This is a genomic window from Limibacterium fermenti (genome assembly GCF_041902845.1).
GTDB classification, from domain to species: Bacteria; Bacteroidota; Bacteroidia; order Bacteroidales; family Dysgonomonadaceae; genus Limibacterium; species Limibacterium fermenti.
This window is the reverse complement of sequence record NZ_CP159486.1, coordinates 2,361,443-2,382,072: the sequence shown is the minus strand read 5'-3', so window position 1 is coordinate 2,382,072 and position 20,630 is coordinate 2,361,443. Positions and strand designations below refer to the sequence as shown.

Genomic DNA, 20,630 nt, shown 5'->3' with positions numbered 1-20,630 from the left:
CAAAAGGAAACAGGGTGATCGCCGTAATGGTGAATCACCCTGTTTTTTTATTCCGTTTTATTCCGTCCGGAAGCTCCGCTTCAAACGGAATTCCTTTTAAGCGGATTCGGGCATAAGGTACTCTTTGGCATTCTTGACTTTTTCTTTCAGTAAAGCAAGGTCGAGAACTTCTTTTACATCGCTTACATAATGAAACGTCAATCCTTTTACATAATTGGAATTTATTTCTTTAATGTCTTTCTCATTTTCCTTGCAAAGAATAATTTCCGTAATTCCCGCTCTTTTTGCAGCCAGTATTTTTTCCCGGATACCTCCCACGGGAAGCACTTTTCCTCTTAATGTGATTTCACCGGTCATTGCCAGATTGGCTTTCACTTTTCGCTGGGTATATGCCGATGCCAGCGAAGTGATCATGGTGATACCTGCCGAAGGGCCGTCTTTGGGTATGGCGCCTTCCGGTACATGGATATGCGTATTCCAGTTTTCGAAAATCTTCGCATCAATCCCCAATTCCTTGGCATGAGAGTGGATATACTCCATAGCCAACATCGCCGATTCTTTCATTACATCCCCCAGGTTGCCGGTTAATGTCAATTTGGAACCTTTTCCCTGACTTAAAGAACTTTCGACAAAAAGAATCTCGCCTCCTACCGAAGTCCATGCCAAGCCGGTAACGACTCCGGCGTACTCATTCCCCTGATAGTTGTCCTTAGAATATTCTTCCACACCGAGATACTCTTTTAAATCCGTGATCTTTAACTTTGGGGGATACTCTTCATTGCCTCCGATCTTACGGGCGATTTTACGCATAATCTTTGCGATTTTTTTATCCAGTTCGCGAACGCCCGATTCTCGGGTATAGTTTTCCACTATTTTTACTAATGTGGATTTAGGAATGCTGAATGCATCCTTAGGAATACCGTGATTGTTTAATTCTTTCGGAACCAAATGGCGATAAGCTATTTCTACTTTCTCTTCCGTGATGTATCCGCCCACATTAATCAATTCCATTCGATCCAGCAGCGGTTGGGGTACCGTATTCAAGTTGTTTGCCGTTGCTATAAAAAGCACTTTCGACAGGTCATAATCGATCGATAGATAATTATCGTGGAAGGCGAAGTTTTGCTCCGGATCCAATACTTCGAGTAATGCGGAGGAAGGGTCGCCACGAAAATCGGTGCCTATTTTGTCTATCTCGTCCAAAACGAAGACGGGATTGGATGAACCGGCTTTTTGTATATTATGCATAATTCGCCCGGGGATAGCTCCTATATAGGTGCGTCTATGCCCGCGAATCTCCGCTTCGTCATGCAATCCTCCGAATGAGACCCGCACGTATTGGCGATTAAGCGCCTCGGCAATGGATTTTCCCAAGGAGGTCTTTCCGACTCCCGGAGGGCCATACAAGCAAAGAATCGGCGACTTGAGATCTCCTTTTAGTTTTAATACGGCCAAATGCTCGATAATGCGTTCTTTTACTTTTTCCATCCCGAAGTGATCCCGGTCGAGAATCTTTTGAGCGTTCTTAAGATTGAAGTTATCTTTTGTATACTCATTCCAGGGGAGATCCAATATGAGTTCGATATATCCGTATTGCACCGAGTAGTCGGGCGATTGCGGATTGAGGCGCTCTAACTTGCTGATCTCTTTTTCCACAATTTCAGCGACCTTGGCGTCCCATTTCTTTTCTTTGGCCTTTTTCCGGAATTCATTGATTTCGATTTGTTGCGTATTACCGCCCAATTCTTCCTGAATGGTACGTATCTGTTGCTGTAGATAGTATTCCTTTTGCTGTTGATTTAAATCTTCGCGCGTTTTCATTTGGATATTCATCTTTAACTCCAAAATTTGCGCTTCGCGATTTAAAATCATCAGCAGGCGGTAAGCTTGTTCTTTTTTGTCGTCCATATTAAGCAGCTCCTGCTTTTCCCTACTGTCTATAGGAAGGTTCGTGGCGCAGTAACTGACAAGCATATCCGAGAAAGAATCGTTTTTGATCGTTTGGGTCAATTCTTTGGGAGGATCGCCTAAAAGATGCAACATTTGCAACATCGAATCGCGTATGGAATCAAGAATAACTTGATATTCTTTATCCTCTTTAGGCGTTTTACGATATTCTTTTATTTTGAAGGTTGCCCGTAAGTACGGATCGGTCTGGGTAATGTTCGTCCATTCGAAACGTTGTTTGGCATGTACGATGATACTCGAATTCTCGTTGCCTAACTCGATTACGCGAATAACTTCCGCAATGACTCCAATCGGATACAAGTCTTCTTTCTCCGGATTCTCGACATTCGTGTCTTTTTGGCATACCAAACCGATATACCGATACTTTTTTCCCAGTCCCTTGATTAAATTCAAGGACTTCTCTCGTCCCACCGATATCGGTAAGGTGCTGCCCGGAAATACAATCGTATTACGTAAGGGCAGTAAAGGAAGCGTATCTTGTAAAAGAGAGGTGTCTATTTCCATATTTCCTTCGATAAAATCACCGGCTATAAAAGAAATGACGCCCGGATCGTTCGCTTCGTCATCTAACGTATGTATTTTCATTTGAAACATGTTCTATTCTAAGTGTTTTAAAAGCAATAAATAGCGACGAGTGGTAAGTGTGATCTCGTGAAAGATCTCCTTCGTGTTGTAATCCAATTGAAAAATCACTATTTTTGCCTCATTGTTTTTTGGTAGTACTTACTCCAAAATTCGTGCCAAACAGGATTTATAGATGGCGAACCCTTATTTTGCTTTTAAACAGTTTACAGTGTATCATGACCGGTGCGCGATGAAAGTCGGCACGGATGGTGTCTTGCTGGGTGCTTGGGCCGACGTGTCGGGTTCCCGGCGAATGCTCGATGTCGGAACCGGTTCGGGGCTAATAGCCTTAATGTTGGCGCAACGAAATCCGAATGTACAAGTACTCGCTATCGATATGGATAAAGATGCGGTGGAGCAGGCTCGTGAAAATGTTCGGAAATCACCTTTTGCTTCGAGAATTACAGTTGAAAATATATCCTATCAATTGTTTGCGAATGAAGATTGCGGCTATTTCGATCATATCGTGTCGAATCCTCCTTTTTTTGCATCTTCTTTATTATCACCGGATGGCCGTCGTTCTGCCGCCCGGCACGAGGTCTCACTCGATCTGGAACAATTGCTCGATATCAGTCGGAGAATACTTGCTCCTTTCGGCCGTATTTCGTTGATTCTTCCGTTTGATGCAATAACCAAACTCCAGCGCCTTTCTGAACGGTTCGGATATTTTCTTGTTCGTGAAACACGTGTGTTGCCTATGCCGGAATCTTCTCCTAAACGGATTTTGATAGAACTATCCATGGAACCGGTTCTTGATCCGGTGCGTTCTGAATTGGTCATTGAACAGCGTAGGCAGGCTTACACCGATGAATTCAGTGAGCTTGTCAAAGATTTTTATTTATATCTTTAAGCTAAACGCAACGTCTCTTTTTATGCAATATCAATACATTACTATCGAAAAAAGAAGACTTGCAAGGTCTTTGACAGCCGTGAAAGAATAAAAAAACAATCAATCTCTTTCGTGAGAGGATAAAATGTTGTAATTTTGGCGCTTAAAAATTTCGAGTCGTGAAAGAAATGATAACCATTAAAGATAAAGATTTCGAGTTGTTTATCCATCATGAACAGATCGAAGAATCGATCAGTCGTATTGCGGAACAAATGAATCGGGAACTGGAAGGCAAAAACCCTTTGTTTTTGACAGTGCTAAACGGTGCTTTTATGTTTGCTTCCGAACTGATGAAAAGAGTAACGGTATCCAGCGAAATTACGTTTGTGCGCCTGGCTTCTTACGATGGAATGTCTACCACCGAACAGGTAAAAGAGGTGTTGGGACTTAATGAGTCGATAAAAGGACGCACGGTAATTATTGTGGAGGATATTGTCGATACCGGCAACACGATGATTTCCCTTCTCAAGCAATTAAAGGTCGAAGAGCCTAAAGAAGTGAAAATTGCTACACTTCTTTTCAAACCGGCTGCATTAAAACATGCGGATCTCCATTTGGATTATGTCGCCCTCAGAATACCGAGCGATTTTATTGTCGGATACGGATTGGATTATGACGGTTACGGGAGAAATTTAAGGGACATTTATAAGCTGAAAGAGTAGCTCTTTTTAAGGCGGAGTTTTAAATCTTTTTGAGAGAAGAGATTTATTTCCTCCGGTTTTAACGGATTCTTTGGCGCTTTTTACTACTATTTAAAGTTCAGTTTGTTTTTCACTTTCCCATTTGATGTTTTTTAGTATAAATATCCATACTATATTGGTCGGAAGGATGTATATTTGAAACTTCTAATAGTTGTTTTATCCTTTATCTGTATAAAATACAATACAGAAAGAAGAGTCGGCAACTTTAGGAGATGCGAAATTGAAAGAACTCATTAAAATAAGGGAAAGGTTAAAATGAATAAGCGTCTGATGAGACCCTATTCGAAAAGAATCAACAGGGGTGGAAAAACCGGTATCGCTCTTTTAGGATTGCTCGTTTTAGCGGGGATTGTCCTTGTGGTTTATTATGTCAAGTCTTCTGCTCGCCACGATGAAGTGGAACTGTGGAAAGAAGATTTTTATACTGAAGAGGATATATACGAGCCTCCCCGGCTCTATCATACTACGCCTCAACCGGAAGCGATAACCGTAGAGGAACGTCCCGACGGACGATCTTCTTCTGTCGGCCTATCTTCCCCAAATCGCTATATGGATGAACCGCCAAGGAGGCCTTTATCTTCTGCTGCTTTGGACGAAGTTGACACCCACGTCTTTGAAGTGGTTGAAGTGTGGCCCGAATTTCCGGGGGGACAAGTTGCATTGATGCGTTATTTAAACCACCATATTCAATATCCTCCTATTGCGAGGGAAAACGCTATCGAAGGGAGGGTGATTTGTAAATTTATTATTGAAAAAGACGGCAGTATCTCTGATGTGCAGGTGGTTCGGGGGGTAGAACCTTCCTTAGATCGCGAAGCGGTGCGAGTGATTGAGTCAATGCCTCGCTGGATACCCGGGCAACACCATACGGAGATTGTGCGTGTTCGGTTTACGATGCCCGTTATTTTCCGTTTGTCCTAACCCCGATAAAGGCTGAAACGGTTTCGGTCTCAAAAAAAGTTTTCGTATATTTGGGCGGTCAAATTAATCGTTTTAAAAAAGGAAGAATGGCAAAAGACGTCAATTTAATGTCTCAGAAATGGATTGATTTGGTCTTTACAAATAAAAACAAAAGCTACGGCGCTTATCGGCTCAGGCAGTCTTCCGGTAGACGGCATTTGTTTGCTTTTATTACCGTTATGGGCGCGTTGTTTGTTTTTATACTGACAGTATCTATTGTGAATAATTATCAGACATATAAACATCAGGATATTAGCCTCGAAGTATCGGAATTATCCGATATACAGTTGTTACCCCCTGAATATCCCGAAGAGATGATCATTCCCGCTTATATTCCTCCTCCTCCGGAGGAAATTAAAAAAAATATTCGAATAGCTCCACCTGTCATTAATAAGGACCTCGACATTCAAGAAACATACCGGCTGCAAAATCGGCAGGACCATTTAGAGGGTGTCGTTAATGATGCCGAGTCGTCAGACATTGAGAGGATAGAAGAACGCGAAAACGACTTGGCTTCTGACGGCTTAAAGGACAAAGAAGAAGCCACGCTCTTTACCGTGGTAGAAGAACAACCCTTGTTTCCCGGAGGAAATAGTGCTATGGCAAAGTTTTTAAACGATAATCTTTATTATCCGGTTTCAGCGCAAGAAAAAAAAATCGAAGGGCGGGTTCTCACTAGTTTTATTGTCGAACAGGACGGACGTATTACCCATATTGAAGTGATTGGAAGTATCGACAGCTTGTTAGACAAGGAGGCTATCCGGGTTATTCGGGCAATGCCCCCCTGGAAGCCGGGTAAACGCCAAGGGCAACCGGTTCGGGTGAAAATCACCCTGCCTATTGTCTTTCGTTTATAATCGCGATTATAAGTAATTCTTTTGTACATTAAATACAACAAACATGATATTTCGAACGAGCGAACTTGAAAAGAAAATTAATCTGGAGATCGAGAATATATTATCAAACGATCAGCCGGCCAACTTATACGACCCTATTAAGTATATCCTTTCCCTAGGGGGAAAACGGGTTCGTCCTGTGATGACTTTACTGGGCAAAAATCTCTTCAGTGAAACGGTTGACGATGCTATCGACGCTGCTTTAGGAATAGAACTTTTTCATAATTTCAGCTTGCTGCACGATGATTTGATGGATCGCTCGGAAAAGCGGCGCGGACAGTGCACCGTGCATAGAAAATGGAACGATAATACGGCGATTTTGTCGGGTGACGCTATGTTGATAGAAGCCTATAAGTATATCGCCGAAGTCCCCGCCGACTTATTGCCGCAGATACTGCATCTGTTTTCGACCGTGGCGGGTGAAGTGTGCAAAGGACAGCAATATGATATGGATTTTGAACAAAGCATGTCGGTAACCGAAACCGATTATTTGGAGATGATTCGCTTAAAGACTGCTGTTTTAATGGCCGGTGCATTAAAAATAGGGGCTATCATTGCAAGGGCGCCGGCATTCGACTCGGAGTTGTTGCATACTTTCGGTATAAATATAGGAATGGCTTTTCAGTTGAAGGATGACTTGCTCGATGTCTACGGTGACACAAAAACTTTCGGAAAGAATATCGGCGGTGATATCTTATGCAACAAGAAGACGTATCTTCTTATCAAAGCTCTTAAGAATTCCAATGAGGTGCAGAAGAAAGAACTCGAAAAGTGGCTTTCTTCCACAGATTATGATCCCGAAGAAAAAATCGCAGCCGTAAAAACCATCTATGACGAACTGAAATTGAAAGCTATTTGCGAGACTTTTATCGAAAAATATTATTTAGCGGCTTTAGATTGCCTTTCGTCGATCCATGTAGCGAATGAACGTAAAAAAGAACTTATTTCACTGGCTGAAAACTTAATGTACAGAGAAAAATGAAATAGACAGTGACCTGAATAAAGAACCTATGCCCTATCGCAGATTGCCCAATACGGACGCCGCACGTATCAAAGCATTACAAACAGCTATATCGAAGGCTTCGAGTGAAGATTTTCCGGATATTCCCCTATCTATGAAAACTTTATCCGATGCCAAAAGCGTTTCGTTGAAGTTCGGGCGGTTGTGTGAGCGTTATCGTCAAACGTATGAAATGCAAGTGAAGGCAAACAAATCTTTTCAAAAAAGCATCCGTAATGCAAAGATGTATCTGTCTCACTTTGTTCAAGTCCTTTATATGTGTGTGATGCGTAATGAAATAAAAAGATCGAATCTCGAATTGTATGGACTGGAAAATGCCAACATGGTGGTTCCCGATTTAAACACTCACGAACAACTTCTGGATTGGGGCGAGAAAATCATTTATGGCGAAACGACCCGTGTCCGCAAAGGCGGAGTACCGATATTTAATCCGACGATTGCAAAAGTCAATGTGATGTATGCCGTCTTTAAGGAAGACTATCAAACGCAAAAAATTCATCAAAAAGCGACTTCCCGCATCTTGAAAGAAGTGTCCGAATACAGACAAACCGTGGATGAGGTTATTTTCAATATTTGGGAAGAAGTGGAAAAACATAATTTGGCGTTGTCGCTACCCGTTCGTTTGGAAAAGAACAGGGCGTACGGCGTCCTCTATTATTATCGAAAAGGAGAGACAATAGAATGAGGTTGATTGATACACATGCGCATTTATATTCCGAAGACTTTGCAAACGATTTGGGCGAGGCCGTGGAACGCGCTCAAGCGTCCGGCGTGAAGAAAGTATTGCTTCCCAATATCGATGTGTCTTCTGTGCGTGCCTTGCAAGAGACGGTCCGGTCCTTTCCGGCGTTTTTTATTCCTATGATGGGTTTGCATCCTACCAGTGTGAAGGAAGATTGGCAGGAACAGCTTTCCGTGATCCGGGAAGAGTTGAATCGTACTAAATATATTGGAGTGGGGGAGATTGGTATTGATTTGTATTGGGATGAAACTTTTCGGGAACAGCAGATACGCGTATTCGAAGAGCAATTGGTATGGAGTAAAGAGAAAGGTCTGCCCGTATCGATTCATTCTCGGAATGCTTTCAATGAAGTTGTTCAGTCGATAAAGAGGGTGGGCGAACGTTCCCTATGCGGCGTCTTTCATAGCTTCGGCGGTTCAAAAGAAGAATTGCAGACGGCATTATCGTTTAAAAACTTTTATATTGGGATTAATGGTGTTGTGACATTTAAAAATTCAGGATTAAGTGAAACCTTGAAGGGATGTCCCCTCGAAAGAATTGTATTGGAAACCGATTCGCCCTATTTGGCTCCTGTACCCTATAGGGGCAAAAGGAACGAATCGTCGTATTTAACTGAAATCGCAAGAAAACTGAGTGAGATTACCGGCCTTGATCCGGAAGAGGTGGCTGAAAGGACTACCCTGAATGCTTATACTATTTTTAATATAACCGATTGGCAATCATCCTTGGAATGATCTCGATAATTTATTGCTCGTTTTTCTTAAGAACCTTTTTCTTTTTTGCGGCCAAAGTAAGTTGAACAATTTACAGTATTAAAAAGAGGTAAATGAAATAATTTTTTGTACTTTTGCACCTGCTTGAATCTTCACTCATACAAGAAGGGTGAAAATGACGTGAAAAACACCATATATATAAGGTGGAAAGACTTTCTCAATCCAACGGATATTGGAGAGATGCTCGAGTGGTTGAAGAGGCACGCCTGGAAAGCGTGTAAACCCCTAAAGGGTTTCGCGGGTTCGAATCCCGCTTTCTCCGCTGAAAAGACGGCTGTAGCCAATAGTTACGGTCGTCTTTTTTATATGTTATTTGAAGATATATTAGCAGAGGTTTGTCCGAACTTTCCATGGCTACGGATGTTACAATAAATGCAGTTCTGCCCGGGCCGACGGCATCAGAGGTCTTCTGTCACCAATGGAACGTCATTGCGTGTAAATGGTGGGTGTTGGCTTTGCTCTGGTCTGAAATAGAAACAACTAAATTTGATTTTTAAAAATATGAGAAATGTATTATTAATCGGTATTGCCATTTTTGCCTTTACCGGGTGTAGCTCACCTAAAAATGAAAAAGCTTCGCAAGAGAGTAAGGTGTTGGAATATGTGGATTTTAATGGGGCCGCAGAAGAGATTGCATTGCCGACTCCTGACAAAGAAGGAGGAATGGCCCTCCTTGAAGCTGTAAATAAAAGGAAATCCACTAAAGAATTCAAAACGGAAAAATTGGATATTCAAACCATCTCGAATCTTTTGTGGGTTGCCAATGGATTCAACCGCGAAGATAAACGGACTGTCCCAACGGCACAAAACAAGCAGGAGCTCGAGTTGTATGTCGTTTTTAAAGATGCAGCCTATTTTTATGATGCAAAAGAGCATAGCCTGGTTTTGGTCGCTAAAAATGATATTAGACCGGATCTTATATTGTATAATCAGACTTATGTAAATGATGCTTTTTTAAATATCCTGATTGTCGCGGATTTAGAATTGGCGGCTTCACGCGACGCTGCCTTGATGGATGCGGGATTTATCGGTCAGAATATTTATTTATATAGTGTTTCAGCCGATTTAGGCGCAGTAGCAAGGGTTTCGTTTAATGCCGATGCTCTGAAAGAAGATCTTAAGCTTAAGGAGAATCAGGAAATTCTATTGAACCTGACCGTTGGAGTTCCGAATAATTAATTTTGAAAGTGTGATTTAATAACTAAAAATACAGTTCAAATGAAAACAAAAGAGTATACGAATGGAGAAATAACCATTTTATGGAAACCGGAAAAATGTGTTCATTCGGGGATTTGCGTGAAGACGTTACCCAAAGTTTATCATCCGCAAGAAAGGCCTTGGATAAAAATAGAAAATGCAACATCAGAGGAACTCATTCATCAAATCGCTCTATGTCCGTCAGGGGCGCTGAGCATAAAACGATAACACGATGGCAATAATCAAAAGAGAGGATAATGGCTCAAAAGGCAGATTTGTGGTTTATGAAAACGATAAATATGCGGGAGAGATGACTTACACCTGGGCGGGGGAATCATTGTTTATCATTGACCATACCGGTGTAGAACCCGAATTTGGAGGAAAAGGATACGGAAAACAGATGGTTCTGAAGGCCGTGGATCTCGCCAGAGAACAGAATGTAAAAATATTACCTCTGTGTCCATTTGCAAGAAAAGTTTTTGATACTGTTAAGGAAATAAACGATGTGAGACATCTATAATGATTTGCAGTTGAAAAAATAATATCTGCTTTTTCACTCCAAATGAACTATTGGAATAGCATATTACGCGTTCCTTAAAGCCCGAGTAATGGTTCGGGCTTTTTTAATTACATAAACGGTTGCTATTTATGTTTTTATACAAAATATACAGAAGAAATGCCGCAAGAGAATATCATCACATTCTTTTACCGCCAGCTCCTATCCGGTAATAAATATCGCGGCTTGTTTTATGATTGTCCATCAGGATAAATAACAACGAAAATAAGGCGCATAATAATATCGCAACCATCGAAGGTATGATAGAGTTGTTTTGAAGATAACTGACTACGGTCGAAAAAATAAATGTGAAGAATAATTGAATAAAGCCCATCAATGCCGATGCCGTACCGCTTTCTATTGTAAAAGGCTCTAATGCCAACGAGGTGGTTGTCGGCATAAGTAGTCCGGTTAATACCAGATTCATAAATAACAGAACTAATATCGGAAAAATAGATGATCCCCAAAATGAGAATACAACGAGAGCGATGGATATTGGTATTTGCAATATTACGGCTATCTTTATCAACTTATGCAATCCCATTTTTTTATCCAAAGGGGTTATTATCAATGTCCCGATGATCAGTCCGATGGCATTGATGGCAAATATAAGAGAAAACCAGTCGCTTGATAATCCGCCTTTTGTCATTATTATAAATGGTGCATTCGAAACGTATGTCATCAATGACGCATAGAGCATGGCTCCGATGAATGTGTAAATAACAAACTGCCAGTTCGCCATAATCTTCACATAGCCGACAAGCATATTTTTCAAATTAGGTTTAGGGCTGTTTTTTAAGTCTAAATCTTTCACACTGCGATTCTTAGGTAGGAATAATGCAGAAAGTAGCACCGTTATGATTCCAATGATGGCCATCGTATAAAATATGCCTTGCCAATGCCATACTTTCAATATTGCATTTCCAAGAGTCGGCGCAATTATCGGCGCGACTCCCGAGATAATCACCAATAGTGCAAAAACTTTAGTCCGGAGCTTTCCCTCAAACAGATCATTGACCACAGCGCGTCCTATTACCACGCCGGCACATCCGCTAAAGGCTTGGAAAAAACGTACAACCCATAGTTGCCCTACCGTTGTTACATGCGAGGCGATAAAGGAACAGAGAATAAAGATGCCCATTGCCAGCAATATAGGCCTCTTTCGTCCGTAATAGTCAGAAACGGGACCCCAAAGCAATTGTCCGATAGCGAATCCGGCTAAGAATGTCGATAAAGAAATCTGCACTTTCGACATTTCGACATTAAGCCCTTTTGCGATATCTTCGAAAGCAGGAAGGTAGATGTCAATGCTTAACGGTTCTAATGCTGCCAATAATGACAATACGAGAATAACAAGAAAATACTTTTTCATAAAAAGGTCTGAATTTACCAAGGCACAAAATTATGAATTAAGTAATTGCCGGTCTTATGTAAATTAGACTTTGTCTGGTACTTTTTGGACAATACCTACCAGTTATTCAGCTTTCGGTTTTCTTCTATCTTCTGCATGTTCTTTTTCGCCCAGTCGATCAAGTTGCGGATATGGGGCAGGAGGTCTTTCCCCAGCTCTGTCAATTCGTACTCCACACGAGGGGGAATTTCGGCAAACATCTTGCGGGAAATGATGCCATCCGATTCCAAGAGGCGCAAGGTGGAGGTGAGCATTTTCTGCGAAATATCCCCTAACGTTTTGCTTATTTCGTTAAAACGCAACGTTCCCTTTTCTCCTAAAATATCTATAATAAGGATAGACCATTTACCTCCGATACCGTCGAGTACGGATCTTACGGGGCAAACGATCTTCTCTGTTTCTTTCGTTTTCATTCTTTTTGTTTTTTATGATTCATCCAATCGTCAAATAAAGAGTTTCAAAAATTACATTTCCGCTATTTCAGGATAATTTCCTGAAAATACAGATGATGCATTACTTCTCTTACGATAAGTAAGCCTGCTGCAAACTCATTACTGTCAGGCAGTATGTCCATCGATGCCGGGCGTCCCGACACAATTGCCGCCACACGGGAAAATACGCTTTCCATTTCTTTTATCGGAAGTTTGTTACCCGTCACCCCTGCGTAACCGGCTATGTCGTGAACCAACGGATCGAAAGACATCAGCCGATACTTCCCTTTTTCAATCGTAGGATTTAACGCCATAATTTCATCTTCCACTTCAATGATCGCATATTCTATTTCATCTGCGGTAGGAGGTTTATGAATAAAATATTTATTCGAAGTCACGTTGCTTCCTATCGGCAACACCCACGATTGTGGAGCCTTATCCGTACCATTCGCATTTATTAAGAAGGTAAAGTCCTCTCCGATATGCAAAATGAGGATATTATGATCGGGATGTAGATCTTGTTTTGCTCTTGAAAACAAATCCGCAATGATTTTATTTCTATCCTCCATTATATTTTATCCTTTCCTCCTATCATAAAGGATGTCATACTAATTGAAGCTGCGATCACTTTATCGTTAAAAATACTTATTTCTTCGTCTTTATTGCGCATTCCCAGAACGTACAGCATAGGAATGTAATGTTCGGGAGTAGGAACAGCCAATCCGGCTTCTTTATGCAAAGAATGATAGCGGATGAGCGAGTTGGAATCCCCTTCCTTTAACTTCGTTTTCAGAATATCATTCAATTCGAAAGACCAGTCATAACCATACTCGGCATTGAAGTCGTCGCCGGCTACGCGAAGCATCCCCAGGTTATGTATCATATTTCCGCTGCCTATCACCAGCACTCCTTTGTTACGCAGAAAAGCCAATTCCTTGCCGAGTTCATAATGCCATTTAGCATCTTTATAGTGATCGAGGCTGATTTGTATGACCGGTATGTCGGCCTGCGGATAGGTATATTTTAGTACCGTCCATGTTCCATGATCCAATCCCCATTGATCATCCGCTTTAATGTGCGTATGGGTAATATGGTCAATTACGTCCTGCGCCAATAAAGGAGCGCCTGAAGCCGGGTAATCCTGCTGATACAATTCGCGGGGAAACCCATAAAAATCGTGTATCGTTTTAGGATGTTCGCTCATTGTTACCGATGTTCCTCTTGTTTCCCAATGCGCCGATATGCAGACGATGGCATTGGGTATCGGAAGCCGATCGCCTAAAGTAGACCACATTCTGGAAAACTCATTGTCTTCGATGGCGTTCATCGGCGATCCATGTCCTATAAACAGGGCCGGCATCAAAGGTGTATCCTTCAACGAAGACAGATTGGTGTGTAAATCTTTTAAATTCATCATTTCGCGGTGTATATTATGATTAAAAAAATAAGTTCTTCAACCATGAACTTGCGGTTTGGAAATCACCATCTCCAAGCCGCAAGTTCCTTTTAGTTAAATAATTTCTGTATTGTCAAAAAGCAATGGTCTTACTTTTTAGGACTGAATTCGGCATTGGCGACGATTTTTATTTCATCGCTTATCACAAATTCAGGGAAATCAGCTCCGAGTCCGAAATCGGATCTTTTTATACTTCCCAAGATTTGAAATCCGGCTGTTTCCGCCTTATTCATCGGGTTTACGACCGTACCGAAATACGTTACATCCAGTACGACCGGTTTGGTTACGCCATGGAATGTTAAGTCGCCGTATAACTTACCCCTTTTTTCATCTGTTTTTTTCATTTTCGAACTTTTGAATGTCAATACGGGATATTTTTCCGCATCAAAAAAGTCGGCAGAACGTAAGTGGTTGTCACGTGCTTCAACCCCCGTATTAATACTGGCGACCTTAGCGGTCACTTCGATTTGAGCATCTGAGTAATCGGCCTTAGCGGTCGTTACCGTTACCGAGAAATCGGCAAACCGACCATCTATTTCCGAAATGGTAAGGTGCTTTACTTTAAATCCGAGACGTGAGTGAGCCGGATCGCTTGTCCATGTGGTTGTTTGAGCTATTGTCGCTAACGAACTGATAACTAATAACGAAAGAATAATGTACTTTTTCATTTTGTTTTCTAATTAATTGTTTAAAACTGATTTCTAATTTATTTTAATTCTGATTAATCCTATATTTATTTATTGCTGATCGCCTGTTTTCCGGCTCCGGTGAAGTCTAACGCCATAGCCCCGAAAACGACCAGGCCGAAAAACTCTACCGCCCGGATGATTTCGCCCGGATTCTTGTTTTTTTAAACGGTTTCTTTCGATACAACATTAGTGTAATTTTTATACATAGTCTCTAATGGAGAGCAAAGATACAATAAACACTTATATCAAACAAGACCCTTATGGAAAGGAATAGTATTACCGACCGCGTAAGAGCATTGTCTTTGAGGAATTTAAAATAATCGACGAATTTTAAATTTAACCTTTATTATTATTCTCTTCATTTATACAGAAGATTTTTTCTATTGAGGGTGGGGGAGCAATCTCCTCCAATCTGCTCCATTTCTCTTCTATAGCGAGAAACAGTTCAACTCCTGTGAATGGATTCGTTTCACGGAAAGTGATGCAAGAGCGCCCCCTTGACAAGAAGAGGAAGTGAAAAATTTTTTTATCTCTGAAATTATGTTTGTACCTTTGCAACGAATCAACTAATCATTTACATCTGAGCATAAATAGTTTCGACTGATTTTCCTTTTTTTTCTAAATGTTCTCGGGTAAATAAGTGATTTCAACAATTCTATCGAATAATAAATAAAACTTTGATATTCCGAATAATTAACTAAATGACACAGAAATGGATAATGCTACTGTTTACACGGATGTCCTAATTGTCGGCGGAGGCCCTTCGGGACTGTCGTTCGCCATACGACTGGCCGATTCGTTAAAAGAAAAAGGTTTAAAACGAAGAATTTTATTGATTGACAAAGGGAATTCCATCGGAAGCCATATCATTTCGGGTGCGGTAATCCGTCCTGATGTGTTCGGTGAATTGTTGCCCGATGTTCCTATCGACCAAATTCCTTTTGATTCGAAAGTTTCCAGCGATACAATGTATATGCTGAGTGAAAAAGGGAATTTGAAGGTTCCTTTCCATCCTCCTTACATGGGCAATAAAGGCAATTACACGGCCTCATTGGGCGAAGTGTGCCGCTTCCTGGCCAAAAAGGCCGAAGAAAAAGGGGTGGAAATCTATCCCGGCTTTGCCATGAGCGACATCTTATATGATGAGCGCGGTAAAGTCATCGGCGCAAAAACGATTGATACGGGCGTCGATCATCATGGAAATAAATTGGAGAACTTTCAGGAGGGAACCCGCGTAGAGGCAAAACTAACGGTTTTTGCCGAAGGTACGCGCGGTAGTTTGGCCAAGAAGTTGATAGAGAAGTTCGATCTGCAAAAGGGAAAGAACCCGCAGATCTATTCGTTGGGATGTAAGGAAGTATGGAGTGTGCCCGAGGGGAATATCGCTCCGGGGGAAGTGTATCACACGATGGGTTTCCCGGCGGCGAATTTCGGCGTTTTCGGCGGAGGGTTCATTTACGGATTGAAAGATAATAAAGTGGCTTTGGGCCTGGTTGTCGGATTGGATTATGCCGACCCGACGTTCGATACGCATGATGCTTTCCAAATATGGAAAACGCATCCGTTTGTGGCGAAGTTCCTGAAAGGGGGACGGATGCTTGAGTACGGAGCGAAAACATTGCCCGAAGGAGGTTACTACTCGTTGCCGAAACTGTATGTGGATAATGCCCTTCTTATCGGTGACAGCGCCGGTTTTCTGGCGATGCCCGCTTTAAAGGGTATTCATCTGGGCATTCGTTCGGGAATGTTGGCGGCTCAGGCTGCCCTGACGGCTTTCCAACGGAATGATTTCTCCGAAAACACGTTGAAAACGTATGAACAATCGGTTAAACAAAGTTCTATTCATACCGAATTGCACCGTACGCGTAATTTCCGTCAAGGATTTATGAAGGGGATGATTCCCGGTGTGTTCCATTTCGGCACGCAGTTGGTTACGGGTGGAGCGGGATTCTTCGGACGACTGAAAACGCATCCCGACAGCGAAGCGACCAAGACATTGGCGCAAGCTAAAAAGCCCTTGTTCAAAGAAAAATATAAAGACTTGGAATTCGATAAAGTCCTTACTTTCGATAAGGCGACGAATGTGTATTATACAGGGGTGGCGCATGACGATCACCAAGTGCCGCATTTGCAGATAAACGATCCTGCTACGTATAATGCGGTTAACATTCAGGAGTATGGCGCACCGTGCCAATACTACTGTTCGGCGGAAGTCTATGAGGTACATACCGATAAGGAGGGCAACCAGGAGTTGAGGATTCATTTCGAAAACTGCCTGCATTGCAAGACCTGCGACATCAAGGAGCCTGCCGGCGGCATTACGTGGAATGTTCCCAATGGAGGAAACGGTCCGGATTATAAATATATGTAATTTTAAATGTAGAAACACATCGAATAAATGGCACTTACTATTATCAGTTTAATCAAACAGGTTCCGCTCCCCAGCGAAATGCGCATGGGAGACGACGGTTTAATGGACAGAACCAAAGCCAAGTCTATTATTAATGTCGATTGCCAGTTCGGCCTCGAAGCCGGGTTGCAATTGAAAAAGAAATATCCCGACGCGCGCATGATTGTGTGCTCTATGGGCCCTCAATCGTTCGAAACGGCTTTACGGACGGCCTTGTCAATGGGGTACGACGAAGCTTATCTGTTGTCCGACCGCAAGTTGGGCGGCAGCGATACGTTTGCTACCGGATTGGCCTTAGCTACGTTGCTCAAACATTTGGGCTTCGACAAAGACTCCAAAGAACCGTTTATTGTTTTTGCCGGACGTCAGACGAGTGACGGGGATACGGCGCACGTACCCTCGCAGGTTGCCGAAAACTTAGGTATTCCGCAAGCGACTTTCGTAGAACGAATAGAAGCGGATGATAACGGCAATGTGATGGCCAGGCGGATCATCGAAGGGGGATATCAGGAATTGCAATTGCCTATTCCCTGTCTCATTTCGTTGACTCCCACCGGTGTCGCTCCCCGCAAACCGTCGTTGAGCGGCGCTATTAAGGCGCGCAATACGGCCGTCACCGTATTAGGCGTGGATGATATTCATTTGAGTACCGAAAAAATAGGGATATCCGGTTCGCCTACTATCGTCGCAAACGTCCAAAATATTGTCAGTGACCGTCCGCCGGTAATGATGGCTGAAGGCCAAGGCGAAAAAGAATTGGTCGATAGCTTTATGGCTCAGTTCGGTACGGGTGGGAATGTTCTTGAAAAGAAAGACGAAAAAGAAAAAAAGACCGCCGAAACCCCCGACTTCCCTATTGTGGATAAGCGCGGTACGGCAAAAGGTATTCTTACGTGGGCGGAAGTGACGAACGGAAAAATTGCACGCCCTTCGCTCGAGTTGTTGAATCCTTCGCTCAAACTGGCCAAAGAGCTCGGTAACGATACGAAGATTACGACGGTGTTAATCGGCAAAAATGTGAAACCGTTGGCAAAGACCCTCTTCGAGCATGGCTCCGATGAGGTGATTCTGGTGGAAAACGATCGGTTGGAAGAATATTTAGTGATGCCGTTTTCCGATATTCTGGCGCAAGTCATTCGCAAACGGAATCCCGAAATAGCGCTCTTTGCAGCCACCACGGCGGGACGTGAACTGGCTCCGCGTATCGCGGTGAAAACAGGTAGCGGCGTAACGGCCGACTGTACGGGTTTGGAAATCGGCGAATATGTGAATCGCAAAACGAAAGAAATCATCCGGCCTATCTTGCATTCGCGCCGGCCGACGTACGGCGACAGTAAACTGGCGACCATTCTCGGCTTTGTGTATCCGCAAATGTCTACGGCGCGTCCCGGTACTTTTCCGGTGCCGGAAGAACAGCCTGGTCGCACGGGCGAGATTTCGGTTTTCGAACCCGAACTGAACGAAAAAGATTTTGCGGTGAAGATCCATAAAACGGTACGTGGCGAAGGCGGCTTGCAAAGCCTGCTCGATGCCGACGTGATTATCTCGGGAGGGCGTGGCGCTACCGGTGACGGATTGAAACTGGTGAAGGAACTGGCGGCGGCTCTTAAGGAAAAAGGCATCAGGGCCGAATGGGCCAGCAGCCGCGTGGTGGTAGACGAGGGCCTTGCCGAATATGCCCGCCAAATCGGACAAACGGGTAGAACCGTGCGCCCGAAGGTGTATGTAGCCATCGGCATTTTCGGCGCCATCCAGCATATCTATGGAATGAAAGAGTCGGGCAAGATTGTCGCGGTCGATCATAATCCGAAGGCTTCGATATTTCATCATGCAGACTTCGGTATTGTCGGCGAATACGAAGATATCGTTCCCGAACTGATTGAACGGGTGAAGAATGGTTTTACTTTCGGGGTGGAACCGGTCGGAAAAGATTGATGGAAGATTGATGGAGATTGATAAAGATTGAAGAGAGATAGCTCTCTTGCCGGCGCGGATCTCCGGATCCGTGTCCGGCATTCCTAAAAAAAACGAGTATGAAAATAATTGTGTTGGAACCGTTGGCGGTTACGGCTGCCGAGTTTGCGGTTGCGGTCGAGCCGTTAAAGGCGGCGGGGCATAAAGTCGTTTCTTATGATACGCGAAGCGATGATATCGAAGAACTTCAAAAACGGGCGCACGATGCCGATGTACTGGTCATCGCCAACATGCCTTTGCGCCGGGAAATCATCACTTCCTGTTCCCGTCTGAAGATGCTTTCGGTCGCCTTTACCGGTGTCGATCATGTGGATATTGCCGCGTGCCGCGAACGGGGAATTGCCGTTAGCAATTGCGCCGGATACAGCACGCAGGCCGTTGCCGAGTTGGCCATCGGGTTGATGATTGGCGTGATGCGGAACATGGTTCCGCTCGATAATGACGTGCGCCGGGGAGGAACCAAAGGCGATTTCAGCCAGTGCGAAGTCTCCGGAAAGACTCTGGGTATCGTCGGCACGGGAGCTATCGGACAGCGGGTGGCTGCGATAGCCGCCGCATTGGGCTGCCGTCTGCTCGCTTATAATCGTACGGAGAAAGAAGAGGTGAAAAAGGTAGGCGCATCATATGTCGATTTAGACACTTTATTGTCCGAAAGCGATATTGTTTCGTTGCATCTTCCGCTGAACGAAGCGACGCATGGCTTGATTTCGCGTGATAAGTTGGCGCTCATGAAACGTTCCTCCATTCTGATTAATACGTCGCGCGGCGGACTGGTCGATAATCAGGCGTTAGCCGATACATTGGCTTCCGGTGGAATTGCCGGCGCCGGTATCGATGTGTTCGATATGGAACCGCCCATCCCTTCGGGTTATGCTTTGCTCCACGCTCCCAATACGGTATTGACTCCCCATATCGGTTTCGCTTCGCAGGAAGCCATGAGGATACGTGCAAAACTGGTTTTTGAAAATATAATTAGGTGGATGGAAGGAAAGCCGCAAAACGTCATCGTTCCCTGAACGGGGCGCCGGCCCTTTTTCATTCTTTTACCGGATGTTTTGCCGGGGTGTTTCGACTCTTCCGTGCAAAAAACAGAGGGAATAAGACGAAAATGTTTCCCGACGGGGCTTTTTCCATGTCCATTAAGTCGAACGGGTTTCCCGAAGAGCCCTTTTCCACCTGCGAAAGTTCAAAATGTTTCCCGATGAAGCTTTTTCCACATGATTTTAACTGAAAGGGTTCCCCGATGCACCTTTTTCCATCTTCGGCGGGTTGCGGGATAAGTTCCCCGATACTTATCAATATTATTGATTGATGAAAAATAAACAATTAGTGCCTTTGAGAGGTTACAGCGAAGTAATTAATTTATGAAAAAATAAAAAACATGACAACAAAAGAAAAATTGCTACACACCGGGCTGCTTGTTTTGCGTATCGGTATTGGGATATCATTTTTTTTCCATGGCCTGCCTAAAGTGATGGGCGGTGTGGAAGGGTGGACACAAGTAGGTTCCACTATGGCTTTGTTCGGGCTCGACTTTGCGCCTGCTTTTTGGGGATTTATGGCCGCAATGGCCGAGACGGTAGGCGGAATTTTATTTGCATTGGGCTTCTTGTTTCGCCCCGCTTCGTTAATGATGGCTTTTACGATGATTGTGGCTCTGATCATGCACTTGAGTAACGGAGATGCCTTCTTGCAATACTCGCATGCTCTTGAATCGTTGATACTTTTTGCCGCCATGACGATCGCCGGGCCGGGACGATATTCCGTGGATGCCAAATTTTTGCCCAAAATCAGTTGAAAAATAATTACAAAATAAGAATTACAAATGACAAATTACGAATTACAAATGACTAATTACGAATTACGAATTACTAATGACAAATTATGAATCGTTCAGGCATAAAAAAAGGGTAAGCTTACTATATCGCGCCG

At 43.3% G+C, this 20,630-nt stretch carries 20 protein-coding genes and 1 tRNA gene; 15 read left to right on the top strand and 6 right to left on the bottom strand.

Annotated elements, in window-relative coordinates:
- Positions 1-96: 96 nt before the first annotated feature.
- Positions 97-2,562, bottom strand: a complete 2,466-nt coding sequence (lon, locus tag ABNK31_RS10555; RefSeq protein WP_418892486.1) for an endopeptidase La — start codon at positions 2,560-2,562, stop codon at positions 97-99.
- Between the two features lie 163 nt (positions 2,563-2,725).
- Here lon and ABNK31_RS10550 point away from each other — a divergent pair, with 163 nt between their 5' ends.
- The 11 genes from ABNK31_RS10550 (at position 2,726) to ABNK31_RS10500 (ending at position 10,291) form a co-directional block, all read left to right on the top strand.
- Entirely contained in the window at positions 2,726-3,442 is a 717-nt protein-coding gene (locus ABNK31_RS10550; RefSeq protein WP_418892485.1) for a tRNA1(Val) (adenine(37)-N6)-methyltransferase, read from the top strand.
- Positions 3,443-3,609: 167 nt separating this feature from the next.
- A complete protein-coding gene (hpt, locus tag ABNK31_RS10545) occupies positions 3,610-4,143 on the top strand; it encodes a hypoxanthine phosphoribosyltransferase (RefSeq protein WP_418895393.1) in 534 nt (177 codons plus the stop codon).
- A 294-nt stretch (positions 4,144-4,437) separates the two neighbouring features.
- Complete coding sequence (locus ABNK31_RS10540) at positions 4,438-5,103, top strand: energy transducer TonB (protein ID WP_418892484.1); 666 nt, start codon at positions 4,438-4,440, stop codon at positions 5,101-5,103.
- Between the two features lie 86 nt (positions 5,104-5,189).
- Positions 5,190-5,999 (top strand): energy transducer TonB, encoded by an 810-nt coding sequence (locus ABNK31_RS10535; RefSeq protein ID WP_418892483.1) that lies wholly within the window; start codon positions 5,190-5,192, stop codon positions 5,997-5,999.
- Positions 6,000-6,045: 46 nt separating this feature from the next.
- Entirely contained in the window at positions 6,046-7,020 is a 975-nt protein-coding gene (locus ABNK31_RS10530) for a polyprenyl synthetase family protein (RefSeq protein ID WP_418895392.1), read from the top strand.
- A gap of 28 nt (positions 7,021-7,048) precedes the next feature.
- Entirely contained in the window at positions 7,049-7,744 is a 696-nt protein-coding gene (locus tag ABNK31_RS10525) for a hypothetical protein (RefSeq protein WP_418892482.1), read from the top strand.
- On the top strand, positions 7,741-8,535 hold the full coding sequence (locus ABNK31_RS10520; protein ID WP_418892481.1) for a TatD family hydrolase: 795 nt from the start codon (positions 7,741-7,743) through the stop codon (positions 8,533-8,535). Before ABNK31_RS10525 ends, ABNK31_RS10520 begins: the two co-directional genes overlap by 4 nt.
- A gap of 213 nt (positions 8,536-8,748) precedes the next feature.
- A tRNA-Ser gene (locus ABNK31_RS10515) sits at positions 8,749-8,836 on the top strand.
- Between the two features lie 239 nt (positions 8,837-9,075).
- On the top strand, positions 9,076-9,753 hold the full coding sequence (locus ABNK31_RS10510; RefSeq protein ID WP_418892480.1) for a SagB/ThcOx family dehydrogenase: 678 nt from the start codon (positions 9,076-9,078) through the stop codon (positions 9,751-9,753).
- 39 nt (positions 9,754-9,792) lie between these two features.
- Complete coding sequence (locus ABNK31_RS10505; RefSeq protein ID WP_418892479.1) at positions 9,793-9,999, top strand: (4Fe-4S)-binding protein; 207 nt, start codon at positions 9,793-9,795, stop codon at positions 9,997-9,999.
- Between the two features lie 4 nt (positions 10,000-10,003).
- Positions 10,004-10,291, top strand: a complete 288-nt coding sequence (locus ABNK31_RS10500; protein ID WP_418892478.1) for a GNAT family N-acetyltransferase — start codon at positions 10,004-10,006, stop codon at positions 10,289-10,291.
- Between the two features lie 175 nt (positions 10,292-10,466).
- On the opposite strand, the gene ABNK31_RS10495 is transcribed toward ABNK31_RS10500, so the two are convergent.
- From ABNK31_RS10495 to ABNK31_RS10475, 5 genes are all read right to left on the bottom strand, one after another.
- On the bottom strand, positions 10,467-11,699 hold the full coding sequence (locus tag ABNK31_RS10495; RefSeq protein WP_418892477.1) for a multidrug effflux MFS transporter: 1,233 nt from the start codon (positions 11,697-11,699) through the stop codon (positions 10,467-10,469).
- A 95-nt stretch (positions 11,700-11,794) separates the two neighbouring features.
- Positions 11,795-12,151, bottom strand: a complete 357-nt coding sequence (locus tag ABNK31_RS10490; RefSeq protein WP_418892476.1) for a winged helix-turn-helix transcriptional regulator — start codon at positions 12,149-12,151, stop codon at positions 11,795-11,797.
- A gap of 62 nt (positions 12,152-12,213) precedes the next feature.
- Entirely contained in the window at positions 12,214-12,738 is a 525-nt protein-coding gene (locus ABNK31_RS10485) for a hypothetical protein (RefSeq protein WP_418892475.1), read from the bottom strand.
- Positions 12,738-13,586, bottom strand: a complete 849-nt coding sequence (gene ygiD / locus ABNK31_RS10480) for a 4,5-DOPA dioxygenase extradiol (RefSeq protein WP_418892474.1) — start codon at positions 13,584-13,586, stop codon at positions 12,738-12,740. The genes ABNK31_RS10485 and ygiD overlap by 1 nt, the downstream gene beginning before the upstream one ends.
- A gap of 128 nt (positions 13,587-13,714) precedes the next feature.
- Positions 13,715-14,293, bottom strand: a complete 579-nt coding sequence (locus ABNK31_RS10475) for a YceI family protein (protein ID WP_418892473.1) — start codon at positions 14,291-14,293, stop codon at positions 13,715-13,717.
- 733 nt (positions 14,294-15,026) lie between these two features.
- Here ABNK31_RS10475 and ABNK31_RS10470 point away from each other — a divergent pair.
- The 4 genes from ABNK31_RS10470 (at position 15,027) to ABNK31_RS10455 (ending at position 20,496) form a co-directional block, all read left to right on the top strand.
- Entirely contained in the window at positions 15,027-16,685 is a 1,659-nt protein-coding gene (locus ABNK31_RS10470) for an electron transfer flavoprotein-ubiquinone oxidoreductase (RefSeq protein WP_321578956.1), read from the top strand.
- Positions 16,686-16,712: 27 nt separating this feature from the next.
- Positions 16,713-18,659 (top strand): FAD-binding protein, encoded by a 1,947-nt coding sequence (locus ABNK31_RS10465; protein WP_321579436.1) that lies wholly within the window; start codon positions 16,713-16,715, stop codon positions 18,657-18,659.
- 98 nt (positions 18,660-18,757) lie between these two features.
- The gene (locus ABNK31_RS10460) at positions 18,758-19,714 is read left to right on the top strand and encodes a 2-hydroxyacid dehydrogenase (protein WP_418892472.1); all 957 of its coding nucleotides are present in this window, start codon (positions 18,758-18,760) and stop codon (positions 19,712-19,714) included.
- Positions 19,715-20,079: 365 nt separating this feature from the next.
- The gene (locus tag ABNK31_RS10455) at positions 20,080-20,496 is read left to right on the top strand and encodes a DoxX family protein (RefSeq protein ID WP_321578957.1); all 417 of its coding nucleotides are present in this window, start codon (positions 20,080-20,082) and stop codon (positions 20,494-20,496) included.
- Positions 20,497-20,630 lie beyond the last annotated feature (134 nt).

Bases quoted from the DNA above. Each gene is read 5' to 3' on its own strand.
- lon (WP_418892486.1), bottom strand. From the start codon at position 2,562: ATGTTTCAAATGAAAATACATACGTTAGATGACGAAGCGAACGATCCG.
- ABNK31_RS10550 (WP_418892485.1), top strand. From the start codon at position 2,726: ATGGCGAACCCTTATTTTGCTTTTAAACAGTTTACAGTGTATCATGAC.
- hpt (WP_418895393.1), top strand. From the start codon at position 3,610: ATGATAACCATTAAAGATAAAGATTTCGAGTTGTTTATCCATCATGAA.
- ABNK31_RS10540 (WP_418892484.1), top strand. From the start codon at position 4,438: ATGAATAAGCGTCTGATGAGACCCTATTCGAAAAGAATCAACAGGGGT.
- ABNK31_RS10535 (WP_418892483.1), top strand. From the start codon at position 5,190: ATGGCAAAAGACGTCAATTTAATGTCTCAGAAATGGATTGATTTGGTC.
- ABNK31_RS10525 (WP_418892482.1), top strand. From the start codon at position 7,049: ATGCCCTATCGCAGATTGCCCAATACGGACGCCGCACGTATCAAAGCA.
- ABNK31_RS10520 (WP_418892481.1), top strand. From the start codon at position 7,741: ATGAGGTTGATTGATACACATGCGCATTTATATTCCGAAGACTTTGCA.
- ABNK31_RS10510 (WP_418892480.1), top strand. From the start codon at position 9,076: ATGAGAAATGTATTATTAATCGGTATTGCCATTTTTGCCTTTACCGGG.
- ABNK31_RS10505 (WP_418892479.1), top strand. From the start codon at position 9,793: ATGAAAACAAAAGAGTATACGAATGGAGAAATAACCATTTTATGGAAA.
- ABNK31_RS10500 (WP_418892478.1), top strand. From the start codon at position 10,004: ATGGCAATAATCAAAAGAGAGGATAATGGCTCAAAAGGCAGATTTGTG.
- ABNK31_RS10495 (WP_418892477.1), bottom strand. From the start codon at position 11,699: ATGAAAAAGTATTTTCTTGTTATTCTCGTATTGTCATTATTGGCAGCA.
- ABNK31_RS10490 (WP_418892476.1), bottom strand. From the start codon at position 12,151: ATGAAAACGAAAGAAACAGAGAAGATCGTTTGCCCCGTAAGATCCGTA.
- ABNK31_RS10485 (WP_418892475.1), bottom strand. From the start codon at position 12,738: ATGGAGGATAGAAATAAAATCATTGCGGATTTGTTTTCAAGAGCAAAA.
- ygiD (WP_418892474.1), bottom strand. From the start codon at position 13,586: ATGATGAATTTAAAAGATTTACACACCAATCTGTCTTCGTTGAAGGAT.
- ABNK31_RS10475 (WP_418892473.1), bottom strand. From the start codon at position 14,293: ATGAAAAAGTACATTATTCTTTCGTTATTAGTTATCAGTTCGTTAGCG.
- ABNK31_RS10470 (WP_321578956.1), top strand. From the start codon at position 15,027: ATGGATAATGCTACTGTTTACACGGATGTCCTAATTGTCGGCGGAGGC.
- ABNK31_RS10465 (WP_321579436.1), top strand. From the start codon at position 16,713: ATGGCACTTACTATTATCAGTTTAATCAAACAGGTTCCGCTCCCCAGC.
- ABNK31_RS10460 (WP_418892472.1), top strand. From the start codon at position 18,758: ATGAAAATAATTGTGTTGGAACCGTTGGCGGTTACGGCTGCCGAGTTT.
- ABNK31_RS10455 (WP_321578957.1), top strand. From the start codon at position 20,080: ATGACAACAAAAGAAAAATTGCTACACACCGGGCTGCTTGTTTTGCGT.